Source organism: Streptomyces echinatus (assembly GCF_014203595.1).
GTDB lineage: Bacteria > Actinomycetota > Actinomycetes > Streptomycetales > Streptomycetaceae > Streptomyces > Streptomyces echinatus.
The window spans coordinates 216,296-240,611 of the sequence record NZ_JACHJK010000006.1 but is presented as its reverse complement, the minus strand read 5'-3'; the positions used below and the strand labels follow the sequence as shown (position 1 = coordinate 240,611).

The window sequence follows — 24,316 nt, the reverse complement described above, 5'->3', positions numbered from 1 at the left end:
CGGCCTCTCCGACGCCCCGCTCTTCGGCTCTTCGGCGCGTCACCCGCCAGGCGCCTCACCACTTGCCGGGCGCGTAGTCCTTCAGGAAGACGCCGTACAGGTCCTCGCCCGCCTCGCCGCGCACGATCGGGTCGTAGACCCGGGCGGCGCCGTCGACGAGGTCGAGGGGCGCGTGGAAGCCGGCCTCGGCCAGGCGCAGCTTGTCGTAGTGCGGCCGCTCGTCGGTGATCCAGCCGGTGTCGACCGAGGTCATGAGGATGCCGTCGGTCCGGAACATCTCCTCGGCACTGGTCCGCGTCACCATGTTCATCGCGGCCTTGGCGGCGTTGGTGTTCGGATGGCCCGCGCCCTTGTAGCCGCGGCTGAAGACGCCTTCCATGGCGGAGACGTTGACGACGTACGCCCGTCCGCTCACCGCCTTCCCCGCGGCGTCGGCCATGGCCCGGCGGAGCTTGCTGATCAGGATGAACGGCGCCGTGTAGTTGCACAGCTGGGTTTCCAGGAGCTCCACCGGGGAGATCTGTTCGATGCTCTGCACCCAGGTGTTGCTGTCGACGACGTCGGGCAGCAGGCCGCCCGCGTCGATGGCGGTGCCGTCGAGGTGCCGGGCGACGCTGGCGTTGCCCGCGACCAGCGCGAGGTCGGCGACCTTCTGCGCGTCGAGACCGCTGCCGCCCACGGGCAGTGCGGCCAGACCGTCGACCGCGCCGGAGTTGAAGGCGCCGATGACGTGGTGGGCGGGGAGCTCCCCGGCGGGCAGCGGGGCGCTCTCGCCCTCGACCAGGGCGGCGTAGGCGGAGGGCAGACGGCGGACGGTCTGCGTGGCGTTGTTGATCAGGATGTCCAGCGGTCCCGCCTCGGCGACCTGCTCGGCCAGCGCGACGGCCTGGGCCGGGTCGCGCAGGTCTATGCCGACGACCTCCAGACGGTGCATCCAGTCCGCCGAGTCGTCCATCGCCTTGAAGCGGCGGATGGCGTCCTTGGGGAACCGCGTCGTGATCGTCGTGTGCGCGCCGTCGCGCAGCAGCCGCAGCGCGATGTACATGCCGATCTTGGCCCGGCCGCCGGTGAGCAGGGCGCGCTTACCGGTGAGGTCGGCGCTCGCGTCCCGCTTGGTGCGGTTCTCGGCCGCGCACTTCTGGCAGAGCTGGTGGTAGAAGTAGTCGACCTCGATGTAGCGCTGCTTGCAGACGTAGCAGGAGCGCGGGCGCTGGAGTATGCCCGCGACGCGGCCCTCCTCGACCTTGGAGGAGGGCAGGATGCCCTCGGTCTCGTCGTCGATGCGCTCGGCGGAGCCGGTCGCGGTGGCCTCCGTCACGCTGCGGTCGTGCGCGGTCTTGGCGGCCCGGCGTTCCTGACGGCGGCGCTGCTTGACCGTGCGGTAGAGGCCGGAGGTGGCCCGGCGCACCTGGATGGCGTCGGGGTGGTCGACCTCGAGCCGGTCCAGCTCCTCCAGCACGCTCAGGCAGACGGCCAGCCGCTCGGGGTCGATTCCCGGCCCGTAGACCACCTCGTCCATGGACGCCGAGCCGTCCTGTGTCACCGTCATCGCGCTGCCGCTTCCCTGGTCGCCCGCGCGGCGCTCCGACTCGCGCCCGCTTTCGAACAGCGGATTTTACGGAGCGCCGGCCCCGGGGACCAAACCGCTCCCGTCCGGCGGTCCCGGCAGGCACACCAGGCCCGTCGGCCCCGCGGACACCACCGGTCCGCCGTGCCCCGTAGGCACCACCGGTCCGGTGGGCTCCGCGGCACCACCCGCACCCGGCGACGGGGGCCGCCGGGCGGTGCGGGTGCGGGCCGGGTGCGGGGCCCCGGGTCCGGCCGGGGGCCCCGCTCAGTACTCGCAGGCCGCCAGCAACGCCCGCACCTCTGCCGAGACCGCGTGCGCGAACCGGTCCAGGTCCGGCACGGCCCGCGCGTCCGCGACGAGGCCGTAGTGCACGCGCCCGCGATACGTCGAGATCGCGACCGCCAGCGCCTGGCCGGGCGCGAGCGGGGCCAGCGGGTACACCTCGGCCAGCTCGTGGCCGCCGAGCCGGAGCCCGATGCCGGGCAGCGGCACGCTGGTGACCAGGATGTCGAACCAGAGCCGGGCGGCCTGGCCGACCAGCGGGCCGCCGAGCCGGTGGCCGAGGGCCGGCACGTGGTCGGCGAGCAGGGCCACCGCGCCGGCGCCCCGGTTGGGGCCCGCGTCCTTGTTGCGGACCATCGCGGTGCGCACGGCGCCCAGACGGCCGAGCGGGTCGCTCTCGTGCACCGGGAGCCGTATCAGATAGCCGGAGAGCCGGTTGCCCTGTGACTGGGCGGTGCCCGGGCGGCGCCGGGAGACGGGGATCAGGGCGCGGGGCGTCACGCCCTCGCTGCCGTCGCCGCGCTCGTCCAGCCAGCGGCGCAGCGCGCCGGCGACGACGGCGATGAGGACGTCGTTCACGGTGCCGCCGGCGCTCTTGCGCACCCGGTGCACGTCGTCGATGTCGAGGACGACGCCGGCGGTGCGGCGGGTGCCGCTGGGCGTGGAGGTGAGCGCGGCGCACGGGCGCGCGCCGAAGGTGGAGCGGGCGAGCGAGGCGCCGATGTCCAGGGCCCGGCCCGCGTCGGACAGGGCGGCCCTGACCAGCTCCGGGACCCGGGCGGGCAGCCGGCGCACATCGGACAGCCGGCCGCGGGGCGGCTCGATGGCGCGGGGTGCCCGCCCGGGCAGGTCGACCGGGTCCAGGACGCCGGCGGCGAGCTTCAGCGCGCGCAGCCCGTCGGCGAGGGCGTGGTGGAACTTGAAGAGCACGGCGAAGGACACTCCGTCCTCGCCGGGCAGCACATGCGCCTCCCAGGGCGGCCGGCCGCGTTCCAGCGGGCGCTGCATCAGCCGGCCGGCGACCGCGTGGAAGTCGTCGGCCGGGGCGTGCAGCCGGACGTGGTCGAGGGGGTCGAAGTCCGGGTCGGGCTCCCGGGCGGCGCCACCGAAGGCGAGCGGCTGCCAGACGTCGCGGATGCGCATGCGCAGGCCGGGTACGGCGGCGGCGCGGGCGGCGAGCAGGTCAGCGGCGTGGGCCCCGGCGGTGGGTGAGTGCGCGGCGAAGACGCCGAGCGCGCCGAGGTGCATCGGGTGACGGTCGGACTCCATGTTCCAGAAGGCCAGATCGAGGGGAGCGAGCGGGTCGGAAGTCAAGGGCTTGCCTCACGCGTCGGCGACGGGTGGATCAGCAGTCAATCTCCGCCAGGCGATTACGGTCAAGTACGATCAGTCTACGCACAGTTAACGTCAGGTTAAGTCCCGCCGCCGCTGCGAGCGGCGGGACTCAAGGAGGCGGCTGAGGTCATCTCAGGACGGGTGGCGCCGCTTCGGGTGACGTACCCCACTCCGACGGGCGCGGGCCGACCGTGAAGGCGAGGGAGCGCAGCGAGCGCAGCGCGCCCGTCGTCAGATAGGTCCGGCCGTGCGGTGTCCCGTCCGCGCGCACGGCCTGGACGTAGCGGTCGGTGGCCGAGGTGCCGGGCGCGGTCACCGTCAGCCGGCCGCTCGGCCAGTAGTGACGGTCCAGCGTCAGGTCGACGCGGTCGAAGACCGGGGTGGTCAGTCCCCAGGTGTCGTGGCCGGGCTGGACCGGGAACAGCCCGATCGACGACAGCACGTTCCAGGCGGACATGGTGCCGAGGTCGTCGTTGCCGGTCATGCCGGTGGGCCCGTCGGTGAACAGGGTCAGCGCCGCGTGCACCACGTCGGTGGTCTTCCAGGGCTGGCCGGTGGAGAGGTAGGTGTAGGGCGCGATGAGGTCCGGTTCGTTCATCGGGTTGTACACGGCCGCGTTGTAGTAGGCGTACGGGTCGCCGTGCACCCACACCTCGCGGGCGGTCCCCTCCGGGTCCGAGAGCAGCCGGCCGTAGGCGAAGAAGGCGTCCAGGCGCTCGTTGGCCGCGTGCTCGCCGCCGATCAGGCCGACCATGCCCGGTACGTCCTGCGGGACGAGCCACTGGTACTGCCAGGCGGTGCCCTCGTGGAAGCCGACGCCGCGGGCCGGGTCGGGCGAGCCGGTGAAGGCGCCGGAGGCGTCACGGGCACGGAAGAAACCGGTGGCCGGGTCGAAGACGTTGCGGTAGTTCCTCGAGCGGGCGGCGTAGCGGGCCGCGTCCTCGTGATGTCCGAGACCGCGGGCCATCTGGGCGAGCATCGCGTCCGCGAGCGCGTACTCCAGGGTGACGGAGGCGCCGTGGTGGTAGTCGGAGTCGCCCATCTTGGCGTACGGCCGGCCCTTGACGTAGGGCGCGAACCCGCGCGCGACGTACTCGGCGTTGGCCTCCCGGCCGATGCCCGGGTAGGCGGCCGGCGGCACGCCGTCGGCGTTCTTCCTGAGCGCCCGGTAGGCCCGCTCCTCGAAGCCCTTCAGGAGCCCCATGTGGTAGGCGGTGGTCAGGAACGGGGTGACCGGGTCGCCGCTCATGATGTTCGTCTCGACCGGGCCGTAGCCCCACTTGGGCAGCCAGCCGCCGTCCTCGTCGACCGCGACCACCGACCGCGCCATGTCCCGCGCCTCGCGCGGCGCGAGCAGCGCCAGCAGCTGGGCCTGGGTGCGGTAGGTGTCCCACAGCGACCAGTTCTGGTAGTAGGTGAACCCCCGGGCCCGGTGGGTACGGCGGTCCCAGCCGAAGTAGCGTCCGTCGGCGTCGCTGCCGACGTTGGGTGCGAGGTACGACCGGTAGAGCGAGGAGTAGAAGGTCCGGCGGAGCGTGGACGTGCCGCCTCGCACCCGGACGCCGTCGAGCCGGCGCTCCCACTCCTCGCGGGCCCGGCGGCGCACGCTGTCGAAGGACCGGCCGCCCTCGGCACGGAGATTGGTCGCGGCGCCGCGCGCGTCGACGTACGACAGGGCGGTGGTCGCCTCGACCGTGCGGTCCCGGGTGGTGTCGAAGCGGACGTAGGCGCCGCCGGGCCCGCTCCGGGAGCCGGGAGTGACGGTCCGGCCGTCCCAGGTGCCGTAGGCGGTGAACGGCCGGCTGAAGCGGGTGATCGTGTAGACCGTGTAGGGGCCGGTGTCCCGGCAGAAGCCGTGGCCGGTGATCTCGGTGCGCACGGTGCGGTCGTCGAGCACCTCCACCACGCTGCCGGCCGGCTTGTGCAGCGACTGGGCCGCGTTCAGCAGGACGTTGGCCTCGGTGGTGGCCGGGAAGGTGTAGCGCTGCACCCCGGTGCGGGCGGTCGCGGTCAGCTCGGCGCGGATCCCGGAGGCGAGGCCGACGCGGTAGTAGCCGGGGCTCGCCTCCTCGTCGTCGTGCGAGAACGCGGCCGCGTACCGGGCGTGGTCCGTCTGAGTGACCTCGCCGGTGGTGGGCAGCACGGGCAGGTCGCCGCCGATGCGGCAGCCGACGCCCGAGAGGTGGACCAGGGAGAAGCCGCGGATACGGTTCTGCGTGTAGTCGTAGCCGGTGCTGTGCCCGGTGTCCGGGGAGAGCTGCACCATGCCGAAGGGCACGGCCGCGCCGGGGAAGGTGTTGCCCTCGTTCTGGGTCCCGATGAACGGGTTGACCAGGTCGGTGAGGTGGCCGTCGGCCCGCTCCGCGGCCCGTGCGGCGGGGGTGATCAGCGCGGACGCTGCCATCACCCCGGCCAGGCACAGCCGCGTGCGCCGGGTCCCTCTCATGTCGGATGACCTCCGCAGGTTGGACATCGTTGCCTGCATCCTGAAGGCCGGACGCCACGAACCCGGGCATTCCGAGGGATCGGTTTGTGACGCGTCGCGCCGCGAGCGCCGCCGACGGCGTGTCCGTCAGGTCACCCGGCGCCCCTTCCCCAGCGCGATGACGCCGCCCTTGGAGACGGTGTACAGCTCGGCGTCCCGCTCCGGGTTGACGCCGATCGTGGCGCCCGGCGGGACCTCCACGTTCTTGTCCAGGACCGCGCCGCGGACCACCGCTCCGCGGCCGACGCGGACGTTGTCGTGCAGCACCGAGCCCTGCACCACGGCGCCGGGGTCGACACGCACGCCCGGGGAGAGCACCGACCGGGTGACCTGACCGCGGATCAGGCAGCCCGCGCTGACGATGGACTCGCTCGCGATGCCGCCCGCGTTGAAGCGGGCCGGGGAGAGCTGGCCCGAGTGGGTGTAGACCGGCCACTGACGGTTGTACAGGTTGAACGCCGGGCGCTCGGCGATCAGGTCCATGTGCGCCTCGTAGTAGGCGTCCAGGGTGCCGACGTCCCGCCAGTAGCCCTGGTCCCGGCTGGTCTCGCCCGGGACGTGGTTGTCGCTGAAGTCGTACAGCCGGGCCTCGCCGCGCGCGGTCAGCTGGGGCAGGATCGAGCCGCCCATGTCGTGCACGGACCGCCCGTCCTCGGCATCCCGGTGCAGCGCCTCGATCAGGGTCTTCGTGGTGAAGATGTAGTTGCCCATGGAGGCGAAGACGCACCCGGGGTCGTCCGGCAGGCCGGGAGGGTCGGCGGGCTTCTCCAGGAAGCGGTCGACGGTGCGGCCGTCCCGTCCCGGCGTGATCACCCCGAAGGACGAGGACTCCGATCGCGGCACCCTGATCCCCGCCACCGTCACCCCTGCGCCGCCCTCGATGTGCTGCGCGAGCATCTGCCGGGGGTCCATGCGGTAGACGTGGTCGGCGCCGAACACGGCGACGTACTCGGGCTGTTCGTCGTGCACGAGGTTCAGGGACTGCAGGATCGCGTCGGCGCTGCCCAGGTACCAGCGCGGCCCGAGGCGCTGCTGCGCGGGAACCGGGGTGACGTAGTTGCCGAGCAGGCTGGACATCCGCCAGGTGGTGGTGATGTGCCGGTCCAGCGAGTGCGACTTGTACTGGGTGAGCACACAGATGCGCAGTACGTCCGCGTTGACGAGGTTGGACAGGACGAAGTCGACGAGCCGGTAGGTGCCGCCGAAGGTGACCGCGGGTTTGGCGCGGTCCGCGGTGAGCGGCATCAGGCGCTTGCCCTCCCCGCCCGCCAGCACGATCCCGAGCACGGAAGGCCCTCCACGACGCATGTCCGCTCCCCTCACCCTGGTTCCACCACGGATGCCCCGAACGGGCCGGACCGAGCCCGTTCGAGAACCTCTTCGTACAGCTTCGCCGTGCGGCGGGCCACCGCGTCCCAGCCGAACTCCCCGACCGCGCGCGCCCGTCCGGCCTCTCCCATCCGCCGGGCCGCCTCCGGGTCGGCGAGGACGGTGTCCAGGGACCTGGCGAGACCGGGCACGAAATCGTCGTCCGCGTCGACCAGGAGGCCCGTACGGCCGTCCTCCACGACCTCGGGGATCCCACCCACCCGGGACGCCACCACGGGCGTGCCGCAGGCCATCGCCTCCAGGTTGACGATGCCGAGCGGCTCGTACACCGAGGGGCAGACGAACACGGCCGCCCGGGTGAGGAGCTGGATCACCTCGGGGCGCGGGAGCATCTGCGGGATCCAGAACACGCCCGCCCGCACCCGGCGCAGCTCCTCGAACAGCTCCTGGAACTCCCGGTCGGTCTCCGGGGTGTCGGCGGCGCCCGCGCAGAGCACGACCTGTGCCCCGGGATCGATGTCCCGTACCGCACGGAGCAGTTGGGGCACGCCCTTCTGCCGGGTGATCCGGCCGACGAACAGGACGTACGGGCGGGCCGGGTCGATGCCGTGCCGGGTGAGGGCGTCGGTGCCGGGAGCCGGGCGGTAGAGCCGGGTGTCGATGCCGTTGTGGACCACGTGGACGCGGGCCGGGTCCAGCGCCGGATAGCAGGCGAGGATGTCCTCCCGCATGGCGCCCGAGACGGCGATCACCGCGTCGGCGGCCTCGATCGCGGTGCGCTCGGCCCAGCTCGACAGAACGTACCCGCCGCCGAGTTGCTCGGCCTTCCAGGGGCGCAGCGGCTCCAGCGAGTGGGCGGTCACCACGTGCGGGACGCCGTACAGCAGCTTGGCGACGTGGCCGGCGAGGTTGGCGTACCAGGTGTGGGAGTGGACGAGTTCGCGGCCTTCGAGGGCGGCGGCGACGGCGAGGTCCACCGAGAAGGTGCGCAGGACGTCGTTGGAGCCGTCCAGGGCGGACCAGGGACGGTGGCGTACGACGCCGACCCCGCGTCCCTCGCCCCAGCAGTGCACCTCCAGGTCGACCAGGGGGGTCAGTTCACGGGCGAGGAACTCCACATGGACGCCCGCGCCGCCGTACACGTCCGGGGGGTACTCCCGGGTCAGCAGTCCCACTCGCACCCGTCAACCCCCTGGTCTCGGCGGCAGGTTCCCCTCATGGTCACCCAGACGCGGCGCCCGGGGAAGAGCGCGGCGGCCGGGTGAGGCAGCAGTCGCCGCAGAGCCCGCCGCCCGGCACCCGGTAGTACAGGCAGCAGCTGCGGCGCCGGAAGGCCGTGCCGGTGCGCACGCCGGTGGCGCTCAGCAGCGGGTGGTCGAACAGCTCACCGGTGAGGACGCGGGTGCGGGCCGCCACGTCGGTACGGCCGTGGACGCGGGCCCAGCGGCCCAGTTCCCGGGCGGTCGCGGCGAGCGCGGAGCCCGCGTTGCCCCACAGCAGGCCGGCGGCGACGCCGTAGCGGGCCCGCAGGGTCGCCGCCAGGGGCTCCAGATGGCCGTGCAGCACCGTGCCGGTGAGCGCGGCCGCGTCCCCGGGCAGCGGGCGCAGCTCGGTGAGCCACAGGTCGTCGGGCGCGATGGCGAGGACGTCCCAGCGCAGCAGGCGCGGGTCCAGGTCGGGCAGCCGGCCGTAGAGGACGGCACAGCCCAGGGCCGCCGACCACAGCCGGGCGGCGAGCCCCTGCTGGGCGATGGAGGCGGCGACCCGGACCTCGCGGGTCCGCAGCCGCTGTCCGACGGCGGCGACCCGGGAGGCCACCGGATCCCGGTGAACGTCCGGGGCCGCCCCCGCGTACCCGTCCGCGAGGGCCGGCAGCCGCCATGGCGCGGCACCGGCGGCGGCCGTGCCGGGCGCGGTACGCAGGACGAAGAAGCCGCCGAGGGGGCGCAGTGCGGCGAGTCCGGGGTCGAGATCCACGACAGGCACTACTACCAGGCACGTAGCCGGGGCGCACCGGCGGGTGTCCACCCGCGGTCACCCCTCCAGGGGATGATCACTCGGCCCGTGTACTCCATCGGCAGTAGGACGCATGGCGTGCTCAGGTACGACGACTCAAAGGGCCCGGGCGGGCAGAGTGTTGGTTCATGGAAGCCGACCGTACGCCGCGCCGGGCGCAGGACGCCCACCGCCCTCAGAGGAGACAGCGATGAGCGCCCTGGCGTTGTCCGTGCTCCTGTCGGTCGTCTCCGCCGTCGCCTACGCGGGCGGAGCGATCGCGCAGGAGCAGGTCGCGGTGTCCTCTCCGGACGGCGCGTATCTGCCGCTGCGCCGGCCGGGCTGGTGGGGCGCGCTGGCGCTCAACGGTCTCGGCGGTGTGCTGCACGTCGTGGCGCTGGCCTGCGGGCCGCTCAGCCTGGTCCAGCCGCTCGGCGCGCTGACCATCGTCTTCGCGCTGCCCCTGGCGGCGCTGTGCGTCGGCCGCCGGGCCGGCGCGACCGCCTGGCGCGGGGCCCTGATGGCCACGGTGGGCCTTGCCGGTCTGCTGGCCCTGGTCGGCTCCTCCTCCGCGCACTCCCTCGCCCCCGCGCAGCGGGTGGCGGTCGCGCTGGTCACCGGCGGGGCGGTGGTGGCGCTGATGCTCGCGGGGCTGGCCGTGCACCGGCATCCGGCGGTGCGCAGCGTGCTGCTCGCCACCGCCTCCGGCATCGCGTTCGGCATGTCGTCGGTGTTCACCAAGACCGTGGCCGTGGACTGGTCCCACGGCGTCGGCCTGGGCGAGCTGCCCTCCCTCGCGGTGATCGCGCTGTTCACGGTCGCCGGCGTGCTGCTGTCCCAGGCCTCCTACCGGGGCGGCGGCCTCGCGGCCCCGCTGGCCACGGCGACGGTGGTCAATCCGATGCTGGCCGCCGCGGTCGGCATCCTGATGTTCGGCGAGACGTTCCGGCACGGCACCACGGGCACCGTGCTCGCCCTGGGCTGCGGGGTGGTGGCGGCGGGCGGCCTGATCATGCTGACGACGGAGCGGCTGTCGCCCGCGACGGCCCCGGCCACGCCGGCCCCGGCCACCGCGACACCTGCCACGCCGGCCCCGGCCGCCGCGGCCACTGCCGCGTCGGGCACTCCGGCCGTTCCGTCGGCGGGCGGGGCGTCTCGGGCTGTTCCGGTGCCGGCCGTACCGATGGCGGACACGACTCCCGCGGCCGTTCCGGTGGCGGACGGGGCGCTGCCCGCCGTTCCCGCTCCGGCCGTGCTGTCGGCGGCCGGGGGCTCCTGCGCGCACGAGGTGCCGGCCGGTGCCGAGGCGGTGCGGGCCGGCGCCCGGGCGCGCCTCGGTGTGCCGCGGCAGCGCGGGGTCCGGCGCGCGGGAGGTGACCGCGCCGGGCACGCCGGGCCCGGCGCCGGGACCACCGAGCCGGCCCGGCGCAAGCACCTGGTGCCGGAACGGGCTGACCGCGGGGCGGACACCGAGGGCGGCGCGCCGTCGGCCGGCCTCGCGCTGCCCGCGTCGTACGTCCTGCTGACCGCGGCCTTCCACGCACCGCTGCCGGACCTGGACCGGGCACCGTCCCCGGGTCAGATCCTGACGCCGCCGGCCCGCAGGTAGGCGAGCGGGTCGACGTCCGTGCCGAAGCCGGGCCCGGTCCGCACCTCGAAGTGCAGATGCGGGCCCGTGACGTTTCCGGTGGAACCGGAGCGGCCGACGCGCTGACCGGCGGTGACGCTCTGGCCGACCCGCGCGGAGATGGCGGACAGATGGGCGTACTGGGTGTAGCGGCCGTCTCCGTGCCGGATCACCACCTGGTAGCCGTACGAGCCGCCCCAGCCCGCGGCCACCACCTGCCCGGCGGCCGCCGCCTTCACCGGGGTGCCGGTGGGCACGAGGAAGTCGACGCCGGTGTGGTATCCCTTCGACCAGTGGGAGCCCGCCACGTGGTAGCCGGTGCCGATGGACGCGGTCACCGGGGCGACGAGCGCGTGCCGGGCGGGGGGCGGGGTGTGGTGCGTGGTGGGGTGCTCCGAAGGCGTCTTCCGCTTCGGGGACTTGGGGGGCGCGGGGGCGGTGCGGTGGCCGTTCAGGCTGAGCCGCTGCCCCGGCACGATGAGGTCGGGATCGGCGCCTATCGTGGCGCGGTTGCCCGTGTACAGCGCCCGCCAGCCGCCCGGCACGTGATGGTCGCCGGCGATGCCCGAGAGGGTGTCTCCGTGCACCACCGTGTACATCTCGGCCCGGCCCGCACGGGACTGCGGGGTGGTCTGCGGCTGCACGTCCTTGACGGAAGCGGACTCACGGCTGCCCGGTCTCGTGGTGCCGGTGGTGTGCGCCTGATGCGTGGTCGCCGAGTCGGGGTGCACGTCGGGGCCGCCCCCGCCCCGGGTCAGTCCGGCCCGCACCGAGCACACGGGCCACGCGCCCGGCCCCTGCCCGTCCAGGACCTTCTCGGCGACGGCCATCTGCTCGGCCCGGGTGGCCAGATCGGCGCGCGGCGCGTAGCGGGTGCCGCCGTACGCCGCCCAGGTGGACTGGGTGAACTGGAGCCCGCCGTAGAAGCCGTTGCCGGTGTTGATGCTCCAGTCGCCGCTGGACTCGCAGGCGGCGACCTTGTTCCAGGTGGCCGTGTCGGCGGCGTTCGCGGTGCCGGCGGCGACCAGCGGAATCGCGAGGCCGGCGCCGCTCGCCGTGACGGTGAGTGAGGCGCGGTTGATCCTGTTCGGCTGGTACCGGCGGTGCCGGCCGCGTACGGCCATGTCCGAAATCCCCTCGGCATGCGTCAGGAGCGGCAAAAGTAAGCGCCACGAACAGGCCATGACAAGACGGGAAATCGGCCTCTCGCCGGGGACAAGTGGCCGTAAACGGCCCCTGCTTGAACCGAGCGGCCGGTGGCTGAGGCGGAACGCGGCCGCGGCGCGTACACATGCGTGGCGGGTCGGATGTGCGCTCGCCGTAGCGGCACGTCAGGATGGGCGAGGGCCCGTACTGACGGAGCCGTAGTCACGAGGCAACCAGGGAGCAGGCGGTATGAGCACTTCAGCGCAGATCGGTGTCACGGGCCTCGCGGTCATGGGCCGCAATCTCGCCCGGAACTTCGCCCGCAACGGCTACACGGTCGCCGTGCACAACCGTACGGTCTCGCGGACGAAGGCGCTGGTGGAGGAGTTCGGGCAGGAGGGTGACTTCGTCGCGGCCGAGACCGCCGAGGACTTCGTGGCGGCGCTGGAGCGTCCGCGCCGCCTGGTCATCATGGTCAAGGCGGGCGAGCCGACGGACGCGGTGATCCAGGAGTTCGCCCCGCTGCTGGAGCCCGGCGACATGATCATCGACGGGGGCAACGCGCACTTCGCGGACACCCGGCGCCGGGAGCGGGAGCTGCGTGAGCGGGGCATCCACTTCGTGGGCACCGGCATCTCCGGCGGCGAGGAGGGCGCGCTGCACGGCCCGAGCATCATGCCGGGCGGTTCGAAGGAGTCGTACGGGTCGCTGGGCCCGATGCTGGAGAAGATCTCCGCGAAGGCGGCCGACGGCGCCCCCTGTGTCACGCACTGCGGTCCCGACGGCGCCGGGCACTTCGTGAAGATGGTCCACAACGGCATCGAGTACGCCGACATGCAGCTGATCGGCGAGGCGTACCAGCTGCTGCGCGACGTCGCCGGGTACACGCCGGCGCAGATCGCGGACATCTTCCGCACCTGGAACACCGGCCGGCTGGACTCCTACCTGATCGAGATCACCGCCGAGGTGCTGTCCCACGTGGACGCGGCCACCGGCAAGCCGTTCGTGGACGTGGTGGTGGACCAGGCCGAGCAGAAGGGCACCGGCCGCTGGACGGTGCAGATCGCGCTGGACCTGGGCGTTCCGGTGTCCGGCATCGCCGAGGCGGTCTTCGCCCGCTCCCTGTCCGGGCACGCGGCGCTGCGCGAGGCCTCGCGCGGGCTCGCCGGGCCGAAGCCGTCGCCGCTGAGCGAGTCGGAGGCGGGGGCGTTCGCGGACCGGGTGGAGCAGGCGCTGTACGCGTCCAAGATCGTGTCGTACACGCAGGGCTTCCACGAGATCGCCGCGGGCAGCGAGGAGTACGGCTGGGACATCGACCTGGGCGCCGTCTCCGCGATCTGGCGCGGGGGCTGCATCATCCGGGCGGCGTTCCTGGACCGCATCCGCGCCGCGTACGACGGCCGCCCGGACCTGCCGAGCCTGCTGTCGGACGAGACGTTCGCGCAGGAGATCGCCGCGGCGCAGGACGACTGGCGGGAGGTCCTGGTGGCGGCGACCCGGCAGGGCGTGCCGACGCCGGGCTTCGCGGCGGCGCTCGCGTACTACGACGCGCTGCGGGCGGAGCGCCTGCCGGCCGCGCTCACGCAGGGACAGCGGGACTTCTTCGGTGCGCACACCTACCGGCGGGTGGACCGGGACGGTGCGTTCCACACACTGTGGGGCGGGGACCGCAGCGAGGTCTCGGCGTAGGGATTCCGCCCGGGTTCCGCGCGCTTCCCGGGGGGCCGGGAACCGGCGGCGAGTCGCGGGGGCGGAAGCGCCTGCGGCGGGCCCGGGGGGGGAACGGCGGCGGGCCGCGGTGCGGGAGCGTCGTGGCCGTTCGCGCCGTTCCCCGCGCCCCCTGCGGGGCTTACGGGGCTTACGGGGCTTACGGGGCTTACGGGAGCGTCCGCGGCGGGCTCCGGGGGGCGGGAGCGGGAGCGTCCACGGGGCCCCAGGTGCGGGAGCGTTCGCGGCAGGCTCCGAGTGCGGGAGCGTTCGCGGCGGGCCCCGAGTGCGGGAGCGTTCGCGGCGGGCCCCGGGTACGAGACAGGCCCCCGGGCGCGAGAGCAGCCGCGGCAGGGCCGCGGTGCGAGAGCGTCGTGGCCGTGCGCCGTGCCCCGCGCCCCTTGCGGGGCGCCGTGGGCACTGGCTCAGCTGAGGGGTGGACCCGGCTCCGGGTTCGGTACGGGTTCCGGGCCCGGGGGGATCGGGGACGGTGACGGTTCCGGTGGGCCCGGGGCCGGGGGTGCCGGGGGCGGGGTCGGATCGGGACCCGGTACGGGCGGAGTGGGCTGCGGGGCCGGTTCCGGGGTCGGCACCGGGCTGGGGTAGGGATCCGGCGGGGTCGGCCCGGGACCCGGCGGCGGGCCGGGCGGGACCGGTGCGGGGTGCGGGTTGGTCATGAGGTCCTCCGGGCTGTCACGGCACGTCGCCTCTGGACTACTCCCCCGCCTACCCGACGCCCGCGCGGCCACTCACCCGACGGCGGCACCGAACGGGTCCGTGCGGGCGGCCCGGCTCGCGCACCCGCACGGCCGGGTCCCGGCGATCCGGGTGGCCCGGTTCGTTGCACCCGCACGGCCGGGTCCCGGTGAGGTCGCCTGCCGCACGGCAACCGGCGGTACCCGGGCCCGACGGCTCGCGGACGGCACCCTGGACGCGACGGCCGACAGGGATGTCCGGGTCCTGCGGCCCGCAGACGGTACCGGGGACCTACGGACCACTGCCGGTACCCGGGGCTTCAGGGCCGACTGGCGGCACTCCGCGCAGGACCGCTGCTGGCTCACCGGCCCCGACGGCGAACAGGCGGCACCCGGGGCACGACCGCCCGGCGACGACGCTGCGGGCCCCGACGGCGGCGCTGTGGGCCCAGGGCGGCGGCGCTGCAGGCCCCCGGCGGCGACGCTGCGGGCCCCAGCGGCATTTCCGGGCCCGGCCGCGCGGTCAGAAGCGTCCGGGGTGGGCGCGCAGCCAGTCCTTGGCGGCCGAGAGCAGCTCCGGGTCGGCCGGCGGGGCCGTCTCCGGGTGGTGTTCGGCCCACTTGACGACGTACGGGCACAGCGGGGCCACCGGCACGCCCTCACGCTCGGCGAGGGCGTACAGCTCGCGGGCGAGCGATCCGGCGATGCCCTTCCCCTCATGGGCGGGCTCGACGATCGTGTGGACGGGGACCAGGGCGCGCGCGGGCGACTCCAGGACGAAGTACTCGATGTGGCCGACGACTTCACCGTCGCCGACGGCCTCCAGGCGGCCCGCCGCCCGGTCGTCGCGGATCTCGATCTCGCTCATGGCACGCACGCTCCTGGTCCTGCTCCGCCGGTCAGGCCCGTACGGCCTGCGGGCTGCGCTGCTGCTCCGAACCGGGGACCGGCTCGGACGGGTCGGCGCCGAGGGACACGATCCGGTTGCCGGCGTCGACGTGCACGACCCGGGGCCGCAGCTCGCGTGCCTCCGCGTCGGTGACCTGAGCGTAACTGATGATGATCACCAGATCGCCGGGGTGGACGAGGTGGGCCGCCGCCCCGTTGATCCCGATGACCCCGGACCCGCGCTCACCCTCGATGACGTACGTCTCCAGCCGGGCGCCGTTGGTGATGTCGACGATGTGCACCAGTTCCCCGGGCAGCAGGTCGGCGGCGTCGAGGAGGTCGGCGTCGATGGTCACCGATCCCACGTAGTGCAGGTCGGCCTGGGTGACGGTGGCACGGTGGATCTTGGACTTGAATACGGTACGAAGCATTCAGCACTCCCGGAATTCGCTCCCTGCCTGCTTTGTGCAGGTCAAGGGCTGTTCTCTCACCCTACAGCGGCCCGCCACCCACGCGCTTCCGACGCCCATTGCGGGCTTTTTGCTGGCCGCTTGCTGACTTGGCTGACGCTTCGCCAGCCACATGCGGAAGGCTCTTCACGAGCCTTACATCTCACCTTCGGCCAACAAACGGGCCCAGACTATAGACCGTCTACCGGAGGCACATCGAGATCTGTGTCACGTCAGCGTCGACGCAGAGGACTCGGCCTACAGTCCTCCTCATCTCCCGGCCGCGCGGCCTGCGCCGCTCCCCCGACGACGACGGCGTCCGCCACCAGTACCGGTACGTCACGGATCTCGCGCCGACGCTGCTGAACCTGGCGGGAGTCACCCTCTGGTCGAGGAGTTGGCGGCAGCCTGGGAGGCGGCGGCCTGGCGCAACGGCGTCTTCCCGCTCCAGGACGCCCCCGGTGCCCTCGCCCTGCACGGCCCGGCGGAGGAGAAACTCGGCCGCCGCGTCACCCTGCTCCCCGGCACGCCCGAACTCGAGCGCTATCGCCCCCCGCCTGATCGCCTTCCGTTCCTTCACGGTCACGGTCGAGCTGGAGTCGTAGGAGGAGGGCACCGCGGGCGTCCTGGTCTCGCACGGCGACCAGGGCGGCGTACAGCCTCTACGTCGAGGACGGCCGCCTGCACTTCGCGTACAACGAGTACGGAGCCCTGCGCGAGACGGACGCGAGCGCTCTCCATCCCGGGACCCCCACCGTCCTCCTCACGCCCACCGCCGAACGGGGCTGCGCCGGCGCTTCGCGCTCGCCGTGGACGGCGCCGAACGCGCCGCACCGTGACCGGTCCACCAGCTCATCGGCATGGCCCCGTTCCAGGGCGTCAGCGTGGACCTCGACCGCAAGTCGCCGGTCTCCCGGCCGCTGTACGAGCGCCACGGCGTCTTCCGCTACACCGGCGCCCTCCGCTCGGTCACCTGCCACCCGGACGCCCCTGGCCCGGACTCACCCCAGGCGGCGGCTCAGGCACTGCGGGAGGCGGCCGCCGTGTCGGGTAACGAGGTTCGGGACGGGGCCGCCGGGTGGCCGCATCCCGAATCGTTCACGACACGCCGAACAGACGTTCCGCGTTGCGCAGCGCGTGCCCCGCCACCCGCTTGCCGAGGGCGAGGCCGGCCACGTCGGCCGAGCGGGTGTGGATGCCGGAGTAGACGCGGGCGTCCTCGTTGTCCTGGGACAGCTGACTCCAGGCCGTGTATGTGCGCGTCACTCCGGGGGCGGTGGGGCTGGTCAGCTCGAACGGTGCGGTCCGCGGCCCGGTGAGCCCCGTCAGGATCGTCTCCGCCGCGCCCGAGTAGGTGTTGTGGCCGCTGGGGTAGTCGGGGTGGGCCGGCGTGACGTGCAGCGGCGTCCAGTCGGGGTCGGGGTCGATCGTGCCGGCGCGGATGGCCGTGACGGGGCGCCAGCGCAGGTACGCGTACTTGGTGTCGGAGGTGGCGATCTGCGTGTCCACCAGGGCGATGTGGAACAGCGCCACCAGCGCGGCCCGTGCGGGGACGAAGCGTGGCGACCGGGCGAGGGCGACCCTCAGCGGCTCGGTGTACAGCGTCAGTGAGGAGCCCAGCCAGAAGGTGGCGGTCTCGGTCTGCAGCGCTGTGCGCACGGTGCTGTCCACGGCCCCGTACGCCCGTACCTCGGCCAGGTCGGCACGATAGCGCGCGGAGTCCAGGGCGGGCGGTGCGGGCAGCCGGTACTGATCGGGGCCGTCCAGCAGGAAGGGTCTCGCGAGCCGGTTGCCGTACTGTGCGGCGGGGGCGTAGGCGGGCGGCGTCGGCTGCCACACGCCGGGAGCCGCGGGCGGCACGGTGAAGGGCGCGTTGACCGAGGCCGGGTCGAGACCGTCGCCCTCGCGGGAAGCGAGGACCAGCCGTGCCTGGCGCGCACCGGCCGCCACACCCTTCGACCTGGCCAACCCGTCCGGGACGCGGTCCAGAGTGGTTCGCAACGCGGCATCCAGTTCCTGGGTGCGGGACGGGACCAGGGCCAGCAGGGCATCGTGTACGGCGGACGCCAGGGCCGCGTCCTGGAAGTCCCTCCGGTCGACGCCGGGCGGCACCTCGCGGGTGGCTCGGGCCGCCGCGAGCCAACTGATGGCCCAGGTACGGTTGTTGGTGATCTGGGTGGCGGCGCCGGCGGCCGCGATGGTAGCGGCCGTCAGGTCGTACCAGTCGAGCGCCACGGACGGGCGCGACGTCCGTTCGTCCGCCACGGCAGCCGTGGCGGACGGGACGGTGCCGGAGGCGGCCAGCAGGGCGGCCGAGCCCAGCGCCCTCAGGGCGGAGCGGCGGGTGGTGAGCGGATGCACGGGTACTCCCTCGCGGATATGCGGTGACTGCTGTTGACCGGGGCGCAGGTGAGGGTCAGCTACACAGCGCGGCGGCGACACGCAGCAGATCAACGGCGCGCCGCCGAGTGAACCGCAGGGAGATCGGCATGCCGGGGACGCTATCCAGGCCCCAACCCTTGGTCAACAAAAGGAGGTTGCCCGCCTGACATTGCAATGACGGCTTCGCGTCCCCGCCATACGCCCGTTACCCGAGTACCTTTCGAGACGAAGCGACGGCTCGTCTCTCGACATTGACGGGCTACGGCGGCGATAGGTAGCTTTTCAACCGGCATTGAGTGTCAGCGTCAAGCCCTGGCTTGCTGACCGGCAACCCTCCGACGCGGTGGGGTGCTCCAGGTGAAAGCCCGGCCGGGTCGCCGATCCGGCAAGCGCGTGGCGCCGTGGCAGGGGCCTGGGACACGGAGGGGTGAGCGTGTTGTACAGCAGCGTCCCCGGTCCCTCCCTCGTGTGTGCGGCGACTTTCTCTCGATTCTCCCGCCGACGCCACATCGATCTGCAGCGCATCACCAGCTGTCTGTGTCATGGCTGACCGCGTCCCGCCGGCTGCCTGAGGACGTTCAGCGCTGTTCGACGTCCACGGCGCTCTTCTGTCGTTCCCGCCTCGTCCCCACGAGGCTTTCGTGTTCACCCACCCCCGCCACACCGACATCCGCGAGCTGCTCGCGGTGATCCCCGCGGCCGCCGTGCCACGGCCGCATCAAGCCGATGCGAGCAAGGGAGTCCGCATGACCGTTCATGACACCACCGCAGACCTGTCCGCCTTCATCCACGACTGGCAGGAATGGCACACCAGGCAGGAGGCAGAACTCGCCGCCCCGCACGGGTTCCTCGCGATCACCGGGCTGCACTGGCTGGGCGAGGAGCCGCAGCGTCTCCCGGACGCTCCGGGCGCCTGGTCGACCGGGGCCGACGGGGTCGTCGTCATCCTCGACGACGGTGAGGAACTGGTCGTGGACGGCGCCCCCGTCCGCGGCGAGCACCGCTTTGGGGTGCTCCCGGAGCGCGGCGGAGTCAACGCGGTCTGGGGCGACGCCGTGATCGAGGTGGCCAAGCGCGGCGGACACGACATCGTCCGTCCCCGGCACCCGGACAACCCCTTGCGCACCGCCTTCACCGGCACGCCCGCCTATGCCCCGCATCCCCGCTGGACGGTGACCGGCCGCTACACGGCCTTCGACGAGCCACGACCGACGACGGTGGGCGCGGCGGTCGAGGGTCTCGAGCACGTGTACGACGCGCCGGGCCGGGTCGAGTTCGAACTGGACGGGCGGCCCCAGGCCCTCACCGCGTTCCCCGGACGCAGTCCGGGCAGTCTGCTGGTGCTGTTCACCGACGCGACGTCCGGGGTCACCACCTACGCCGCCAACCGGGCCCTCGTCCTCCCCCCGCCCGCCGCCGACGGCACGGTCGTCCTGGACTTCAACCGGGCGGCGAACCTGCCGTGCGCCTACACCGATCTGGCCACCTGCCCGCTGCCGCCCGCCGAGAACCGGCTGTCGGTGGCGATCGAGGCCGGGGAGAAGATCCCACGTGAGCGGGGCGGCTCCTGAACACCTTGCGCCACCGAGGGGACCACGACGAAGAGGGCGGAGACCGCATGAGCACACCCACGATCAGCTCGCTGGCCTTTCTCACTCCGGGAAACTTCGCCGATGACGACCCGTACACCGGCCTGGAGGAAACCCTGCAGCTGTTCGAGTACGGCGAACGACTCGGCTTCGACGGTGCCTGGATCCGGCAACGCCATCTCGAACACGGTGTCGGCTCGGCCGCGGTGTTCCTCGCCGCCGCCGGCCAGCGCACCGAGCGGGTGGAACTGGGGACCGCGGTCATCCCGATCGGGTACGAGAACCCGTTCCGCCTCGCCGAGGACCTGGCGCTCGCCGACGTACTGTCCCGCGGCCGCCTGCAGGCCGGCTTCAGCACCGGCATGCCGCACGCCGAACTCCTCGGCGACCTGGTCCACGACGGGGACTGGCACGACTTCGACCTGTCGTACGGCAGGATCGCCCGTGTCATCGACCACCTGCGCGGCGACTATCTCGGCGGCCCCGACACGGTCATCCGGTCGCCCGGCAACACCCAGCGGCCGCGCCTGCAGCCACACGCCCCCGGCCTGGTGGACCGGGTCTGGTACGGCGGGGGAAGTCTGCGCTCGATCCGCTGGGCCGCCGAGCACGGCCTGAACCTGCTCAGCGGCAACATCGTGACGGGCGAGGGCACCGACGACTTCACCACGGCCCAGCTCGCCCTGCTCTGCGAACACCGGCGGTTGATCACCAGCGACCGCTCGCCACGGGTGGCGTTGGGACGAGTGATCGTGCCGTTCGACAGCGCGGACGCGACGACCCGGGCCCGCTACCGTGCGTACGCGGCCAGTCGGCACGCACGCACCCTGGCGCCGCAGGGCCCGAAGCGGACCCTGTTCGCCCCGGACGTGGTGGGAACCGCGGACCAGATCCTGGAGCAGCTGACCGCTGATCCCGTGGTCGCGGCCGTCTCGGAGCTGCGCCTGGAGCTGCCCTACGAGTTCGAACGGGCCGACTACGAGCAGATCCTGCACGACGTACGGCACTCGATCGCGCCCGAGCTGGGCTGGCGGCCCGACTCCGCGCTGCTGCACGAGGCGGTCCGATGAGCCCCGATCCGCGGGAGCCGCCGTGCGGCCGGAGATCCACACCCGGGAGCCGTTTCGCCGACGGCCGCCGCTTCAACCGATGCCGGGGCGTACGAGGTGCCGATGTGCTGGGCGGCTGCCAGGGCAGTACTGGACCGTCCTCCATGCGTCCCGACGAACGACACTGGGGTGCCACCTCCCCTCTTTGGCCACAGAGCGATCAGGTCGCTGCGGAAGCTTGCCTGGCCGACGCCCTCGGCATCGATCGCTGGGCCCTGGTCGTCGGCGGATCCATGGGCGGCATGCGCGCCTCGGAATGGGCCGTGTCGTATCCGCAGCGAACCGGCGTTGCAGGTCCAACTCGCTCTTTCACGCGACCGAGCGCTTGGGGATTTCGGCGCGGCCGAGAGCACACACCTGATCATGCGTTGCCGTCACCGCCACCAACGAGTTCACCAACCCGACAGGAACCATTTCGGATGGTCTGGCAAAAATAGGAACAGAGCATTGAAAGTACAGAAAGCAGAAAATCATGGCTCTCGAATACGACGTGCTCGTCACCCTTCCTCCCCGGGCGGTCCTGCCCGATGGTTCCTCGGTCCGGCCTCTCCCGGCCTGGTCGCCGATATCGGCGACCCTCATCTACGGGGAGCGGGATGCCATCCTGATCGACGCCCCGCACCTGGAGGAGCAGTCCCGGCAGGTGGCCGAATGGGTGCTGGCCTCGGGCAAGAACCTGGTCGCCATGTACGCCACTCATGGCCACGGCGACCACTGGTTCGGATTCTCCGAGGTCGCCAAGCACTTTCCCGACGCGCGGATGATCGCCACTGAGGGCACCGTGGCCCTGGCGGAGTTCACCGCCGGAAAGCGAATGGCGTTCTGGAACAGCCAGTTTCCCGGCCAGATCGTCAAGGACATCGTGCTGCCCGAGGCGATCGACGACCACACCTTCCTCCTGGAGGGCGAAGAGGTCAGGTTCGTCGAGGCCGGCGACAGCGACGCACCGGACACCACGTTCGTGCACGTGCCGTCCGTCGGCCTCGTCGTCGCGGGCGACATCGTCTACAACGGCGTCCACCCCTACCTCGCCGGCGGCGAGAAGGCCCGGCCGCTGCCCGAGCGGCGCGCGGACTGGATCGCCGCCATCGACAAGATAGCTGCGGTCCACCCTCGCGCCGTCGTCGCCGGACACAAGAACCCCGCCAACGACGACGGCCCCCGCCACCTGGACGAGACTCGCACGTACCTGCAGGACACCGAGGAAGTGGCCGCCGTCGCCCGCCACGCCAAGGAGTTCGCCGACTTGATGCTGCTGCGCCACCTGGACCGCATCAATCCCACCATGCTGGCCCTGACCGCCGAACACCTCTACCCCGGAACGACCGTCGACGGACGCGCCATCGAGTGGTGACACACCACTCCCGCGGGCACCGGCACCACGGCCGATACCAGCCACGTCGGGCCGAGCGCGAGAACGACGGAGCCCGGGTCCCGGGAAAGAGCCGCTCGGACCGCGCAGCAGGTAGCCGTCTTTCGTGGTGCCGTGCTTCTCCTCGTGGCGTTCCATCGCTTCCCGCAGCGAGCGCGGCAGAGGAACCTCTCGGAACGCAAGGATGTGATCCGCGGCGGCCGGCGCCGTTTTCACATGGTCGAGGGACGGGATGACCGCCTTCCCGCGGGCGCACTCCGGCTTCTGGACCCCCTTCACCCCTCGTGGCTGAACCCCGACATTGGCGGCGGCGAAGAACCGCAGGGGCAGTGGCTCGACGGGCGGCTGCCGGCTCTGGACGCGCGGCTGCGTGTGGGCCCGGACCGGGACGTCGGAGCCCTCCGCGGGGAGATCAGCGATCTGCTCGGCATACGTCCGCTGCTGGAGTACGACGGCACACCCCTCGCCCCGAATCCCCGCTTCCGCTACCACTCACCGAGGACGTCGGACAGAGCGAGCTGCTGGCCGGCTGGGTGCGCCGGCACCTGCCCACGCCCTGACGTTGTGGCCGTGCTGAGTGTCATCTGCGGAGCGAGGCGGAGAACCTGGTGCGATGCAGCTCGGCCGCATCTGCTCGGACCTGCATCAAAGCCTCACCGAGACAGCCTGGACGGGGCGCTGGAAGCGCGGAAGGAGGCCGTGGTCTGCCGCATCTGTATGTGCATGTGGCCGAGCGGCGCCATCGGAACGGATTCGATGATCGCCGGCACCTGCTCTTGCATGTTCTATGGCATACACCTTAAGTTACTGATAGGTAGACCGTTTGGTGGGCCGTATGGCCATGGGGAAGCCGGTGAGCAGATGAGCCCGCGCAAGAGTGAAAGCCGTGACCGGATGGTCCTCAGTGCTGCAGCTCTGCTGCGTGAATACGGTGCGAGCGCGACCAGCATCGACCGGGTGCTCGCCCACAGCGGAGCTCCCCGGGGCTCGGTGTATCACCACTTCCCCGGCGGGCGGGCGCAGCTCATCGAGGAGGCGCTGGCACTGGCGGCGGACTTCCTCACGGGGCTGATCGACACCGCGATGCAGGTGGATGACCCGGTGGCGGCCGTCGACGCGTTCTTCCGGCTGTGGCGTGACCGGCTCGTGGAGAGCGGCTTCCGGGCCGGCTGCCCGATCGTGGCGGTGGCCGTGGAGACCAACGATGATGCACCCCAGCTTGCCCGCTCGGCCGCCGCAGTCTTCGCCCGCTGGCAGGAGGCCCTCGCGGCTTTTCTCGTCCGGCACGGCCTGACCGAGGAACGCAGCCGCCGGCTCGGTGCCTTCATGATCGCCGCCGTCGAAGGCGCGGTGATCATGTGCCGGGCCGAACGGAGCACCGCCCCGATCGAGGCAGCCGCCGCCGAGATCCACGACCTGCTCCTCCACGCCCTGCGCGACCGCCCCGGTGCCGGATCCGGTCCCCGGCCGTAGCCCGCAGTCGCTTGTCCGAGTCAGCTCAGCCCGAAGGAGTCGCCATGCCCTCACTCGACCGTCAGGACAACGTCTTCGTCCTCGACCTGGGAGACGGAGAGAACCGCTTCCACCCCGACTGGCTCACCGCCGTCAGCGCCGCGCTCGACGAGGTGGAGAAGGTGGAAGGCCCTCGCGCCCTGGTCACCGCCGCCACCGGCAAGTTCTACTCCAACGGGCTCGACCTGGACTGGCTGTCCGCCCACACCGACCACTATCAGGACTACGTGGTCACCGTCCATGAGCTGTTCGCGCGGATGCTGTCGCTGCCGGTCATCACGGTGGCCGCGCTGCAGGGGCACACCTTCGCCGCCGGCGCGATGTTCTCCCTCGCGCACGACTTCCGCGTCATGCGCGCCGACCGCGGCTTCTGGTGCCTGCCCGAAGCGGACATCAACATCCCCTTCACCCGCGGCATGGCCGCCCTCATCCAATCCCGGCTGGCGCCGCAGACCGCGCACGAGGCCATGATCACCGCCCGCCGCTACGGCGGCGCCGACGCCGCGGCCGCCGGCATCGTCGACCAGGCCGTCACCGAGGAAGCCGTGCGCTCCACCGCGATCGAGATCGCCCAGGCACAGGTGAACAAGGCCGGCGACACCCTCGGCACCATCAAGGCCCGCATGTACGCACCGGCCCTGGCCACCCTGCGCGACACCACCAACCCGCTCGGCTGACCAGCACCCCACCGACCGCACCAAGCCGTGCCCCGGGCGCCGTCTCCCGGGGGCACGGGCTGCCCCAACTGCCCACCGCATCAGGGCGTTCACCGCAAACACCATCTTCCGCGACAACACCTGGCGCGAGCGCGACCAGCAGGACGCCCTGCGCGCCGGCCCACACG

20 protein-coding genes and 1 riboswitch are annotated in these 24,316 nt (G+C 72.7%); of the genes, 8 read left to right on the top strand and 12 right to left on the bottom strand.

Going from position 1 to position 24,316, the window contains the following annotated elements:
* Window positions 1-55 precede the first annotated feature (55 nt).
* From FHS34_RS18665 to FHS34_RS18640, 6 genes are all read right to left on the bottom strand, one after another.
* Window positions 56-1,549: an SDR family NAD(P)-dependent oxidoreductase gene (locus FHS34_RS18665; RefSeq protein WP_184966737.1), complete on the bottom strand. Its 1,494-nt coding sequence runs from the start codon at window positions 1,547-1,549 to the stop codon at window positions 56-58.
* A gap of 285 nt (window positions 1,550-1,834) precedes the next feature.
* Window positions 1,835-3,166 (bottom strand): wax ester/triacylglycerol synthase family O-acyltransferase, encoded by a 1,332-nt coding sequence (locus FHS34_RS18660; protein WP_184966735.1) that lies wholly within the window; start codon window positions 3,164-3,166, stop codon window positions 1,835-1,837.
* A 148-nt stretch (window positions 3,167-3,314) separates the two neighbouring features.
* Complete coding sequence (locus tag FHS34_RS18655) at window positions 3,315-5,633, bottom strand: GH92 family glycosyl hydrolase (protein ID WP_184966733.1); 2,319 nt, start codon at window positions 5,631-5,633, stop codon at window positions 3,315-3,317.
* 126 nt (window positions 5,634-5,759) lie between these two features.
* Entirely contained in the window at window positions 5,760-6,980 is a 1,221-nt protein-coding gene (gene glgC / locus FHS34_RS18650; RefSeq protein WP_184966731.1) for a glucose-1-phosphate adenylyltransferase, read from the bottom strand.
* A gap of 11 nt (window positions 6,981-6,991) precedes the next feature.
* Window positions 6,992-8,182, bottom strand: a complete 1,191-nt coding sequence (gene glgA / locus FHS34_RS18645; RefSeq protein ID WP_184966729.1) for a glycogen synthase — start codon at window positions 8,180-8,182, stop codon at window positions 6,992-6,994.
* Window positions 8,183-8,222: 40 nt separating this feature from the next.
* Window positions 8,223-8,978, bottom strand: coding sequence for a (2Fe-2S)-binding protein (locus tag FHS34_RS18640; RefSeq protein ID WP_184966727.1), 756 nt, complete (start codon window positions 8,976-8,978; stop codon window positions 8,223-8,225).
* Window positions 8,979-9,207: 229 nt separating this feature from the next.
* Between FHS34_RS18640 and FHS34_RS18635 the strand changes: the two genes are divergently transcribed.
* Entirely contained in the window at window positions 9,208-10,605 is a 1,398-nt protein-coding gene (locus FHS34_RS18635; protein WP_184966725.1) for a DMT family transporter, read from the top strand.
* On the opposite strand, the gene FHS34_RS18630 is transcribed toward FHS34_RS18635, so the two are convergent.
* Window positions 10,575-11,747, bottom strand: a complete 1,173-nt coding sequence (locus tag FHS34_RS18630) for a transglycosylase family protein (protein WP_184966723.1) — start codon at window positions 11,745-11,747, stop codon at window positions 10,575-10,577. The two genes, FHS34_RS18635 and FHS34_RS18630, sit on opposite strands and share 31 nt — an antisense overlap.
* A 271-nt stretch (window positions 11,748-12,018) precedes the next feature.
* Here FHS34_RS18630 and gnd point away from each other — a divergent pair, with 271 nt between their 5' ends.
* Window positions 12,019-13,458: an NADP-dependent phosphogluconate dehydrogenase gene (gnd, locus tag FHS34_RS18625; RefSeq protein ID WP_184966720.1), complete on the top strand. Its 1,440-nt coding sequence runs from the start codon at window positions 12,019-12,021 to the stop codon at window positions 13,456-13,458.
* Window positions 13,459-14,694: 1,236 nt separating this feature from the next.
* Here gnd and FHS34_RS18620 read toward each other — a convergent pair.
* From FHS34_RS18620 to FHS34_RS44185, 5 genes are all read right to left on the bottom strand, one after another.
* The gene (locus FHS34_RS18620) at window positions 14,695-15,039 is read right to left on the bottom strand and encodes a GNAT family N-acetyltransferase (RefSeq protein ID WP_184966718.1); all 345 of its coding nucleotides are present in this window, start codon (window positions 15,037-15,039) and stop codon (window positions 14,695-14,697) included.
* Between the two features lie 31 nt (window positions 15,040-15,070).
* A complete protein-coding gene (gene panD / locus FHS34_RS18615) occupies window positions 15,071-15,490 on the bottom strand; it encodes an aspartate 1-decarboxylase (RefSeq protein WP_184966716.1) in 420 nt (139 codons plus the stop codon).
* 220 nt (window positions 15,491-15,710) lie between these two features.
* Complete coding sequence (locus tag FHS34_RS44190; protein WP_184966714.1) at window positions 15,711-16,124, bottom strand: hypothetical protein; 414 nt, start codon at window positions 16,122-16,124, stop codon at window positions 15,711-15,713.
* Between the two features lie 482 nt (window positions 16,125-16,606).
* Window positions 16,607-17,869 (bottom strand): vanadium-dependent haloperoxidase, encoded by a 1,263-nt coding sequence (locus FHS34_RS18605; RefSeq protein ID WP_184966712.1) that lies wholly within the window; start codon window positions 17,867-17,869, stop codon window positions 16,607-16,609.
* A 55-nt stretch (window positions 17,870-17,924) separates the two neighbouring features.
* Window positions 17,925-17,999, bottom strand: coding sequence for a putative leader peptide (locus FHS34_RS44185; protein ID WP_350839685.1), 75 nt, complete (start codon window positions 17,997-17,999; stop codon window positions 17,925-17,927).
* 179 nt (window positions 18,000-18,178) lie between these two features.
* Window positions 18,179-18,288, top strand: a riboswitch (SAM riboswitch).
* A gap of 29 nt (window positions 18,289-18,317) precedes the next feature.
* Here FHS34_RS44185 and FHS34_RS43815 point away from each other — a divergent pair.
* The 6 genes from FHS34_RS43815 (at window position 18,318) to FHS34_RS18575 (ending at window position 24,149) form a co-directional block, all read left to right on the top strand.
* Entirely contained in the window at window positions 18,318-18,440 is a 123-nt protein-coding gene (locus FHS34_RS43815) for a putative leader peptide (protein WP_313149244.1), read from the top strand.
* 196 nt (window positions 18,441-18,636) lie between these two features.
* Entirely contained in the window at window positions 18,637-19,461 is an 825-nt protein-coding gene (locus FHS34_RS18600; RefSeq protein WP_184966710.1) for a DUF1684 domain-containing protein, read from the top strand.
* Between the two features lie 47 nt (window positions 19,462-19,508).
* The gene (locus FHS34_RS18595) at window positions 19,509-20,549 is read left to right on the top strand and encodes an LLM class flavin-dependent oxidoreductase (RefSeq protein ID WP_184966708.1); all 1,041 of its coding nucleotides are present in this window, start codon (window positions 19,509-19,511) and stop codon (window positions 20,547-20,549) included.
* Window positions 20,550-21,060: 511 nt separating this feature from the next.
* Window positions 21,061-21,942, top strand: coding sequence for an MBL fold metallo-hydrolase (locus FHS34_RS18585; protein ID WP_221509116.1), 882 nt, complete (start codon window positions 21,061-21,063; stop codon window positions 21,940-21,942).
* A gap of 717 nt (window positions 21,943-22,659) precedes the next feature.
* The gene (locus tag FHS34_RS18580) at window positions 22,660-23,433 is read left to right on the top strand and encodes a TetR/AcrR family transcriptional regulator (protein WP_225817516.1); all 774 of its coding nucleotides are present in this window, start codon (window positions 22,660-22,662) and stop codon (window positions 23,431-23,433) included.
* A 44-nt stretch (window positions 23,434-23,477) separates the two neighbouring features.
* A complete protein-coding gene (locus tag FHS34_RS18575; protein WP_184966704.1) occupies window positions 23,478-24,149 on the top strand; it encodes an enoyl-CoA hydratase-related protein in 672 nt (223 codons plus the stop codon).
* The last annotated feature ends 167 nt before the right edge of the window (window positions 24,150-24,316 follow it).

Bases quoted from the DNA above. Each gene is read 5' to 3' on its own strand.
- panD (WP_184966716.1), bottom strand. From the start codon at position 15,490: ATGCTTCGTACCGTATTCAAGTCCAAGATCCACCGTGCCACCGTCACC.
- FHS34_RS18595 (WP_184966708.1), top strand. From the start codon at position 19,509: ATGAGCACACCCACGATCAGCTCGCTGGCCTTTCTCACTCCGGGAAAC.
- FHS34_RS18585 (WP_221509116.1), top strand. From the start codon at position 21,061: ATGGCTCTCGAATACGACGTGCTCGTCACCCTTCCTCCCCGGGCGGTC.
- FHS34_RS18575 (WP_184966704.1), top strand. From the start codon at position 23,478: ATGCCCTCACTCGACCGTCAGGACAACGTCTTCGTCCTCGACCTGGGA.
- FHS34_RS18630 (WP_184966723.1), bottom strand. From the start codon at position 11,747: ATGGCCGTACGCGGCCGGCACCGCCGGTACCAGCCGAACAGGATCAAC.
- gnd (WP_184966720.1), top strand. From the start codon at position 12,019: ATGAGCACTTCAGCGCAGATCGGTGTCACGGGCCTCGCGGTCATGGGC.
- FHS34_RS18600 (WP_184966710.1), top strand. From the start codon at position 18,637: ATGACCGTTCATGACACCACCGCAGACCTGTCCGCCTTCATCCACGAC.
- FHS34_RS18635 (WP_184966725.1), top strand. From the start codon at position 9,208: ATGAGCGCCCTGGCGTTGTCCGTGCTCCTGTCGGTCGTCTCCGCCGTC.
- glgC (WP_184966731.1), bottom strand. From the start codon at position 6,980: ATGCGTCGTGGAGGGCCTTCCGTGCTCGGGATCGTGCTGGCGGGCGGG.
- FHS34_RS18620 (WP_184966718.1), bottom strand. From the start codon at position 15,039: ATGAGCGAGATCGAGATCCGCGACGACCGGGCGGCGGGCCGCCTGGAG.
- FHS34_RS18665 (WP_184966737.1), bottom strand. From the start codon at position 1,549: ATGACGGTGACACAGGACGGCTCGGCGTCCATGGACGAGGTGGTCTAC.
- FHS34_RS18655 (WP_184966733.1), bottom strand. From the start codon at position 5,633: ATGAGAGGGACCCGGCGCACGCGGCTGTGCCTGGCCGGGGTGATGGCA.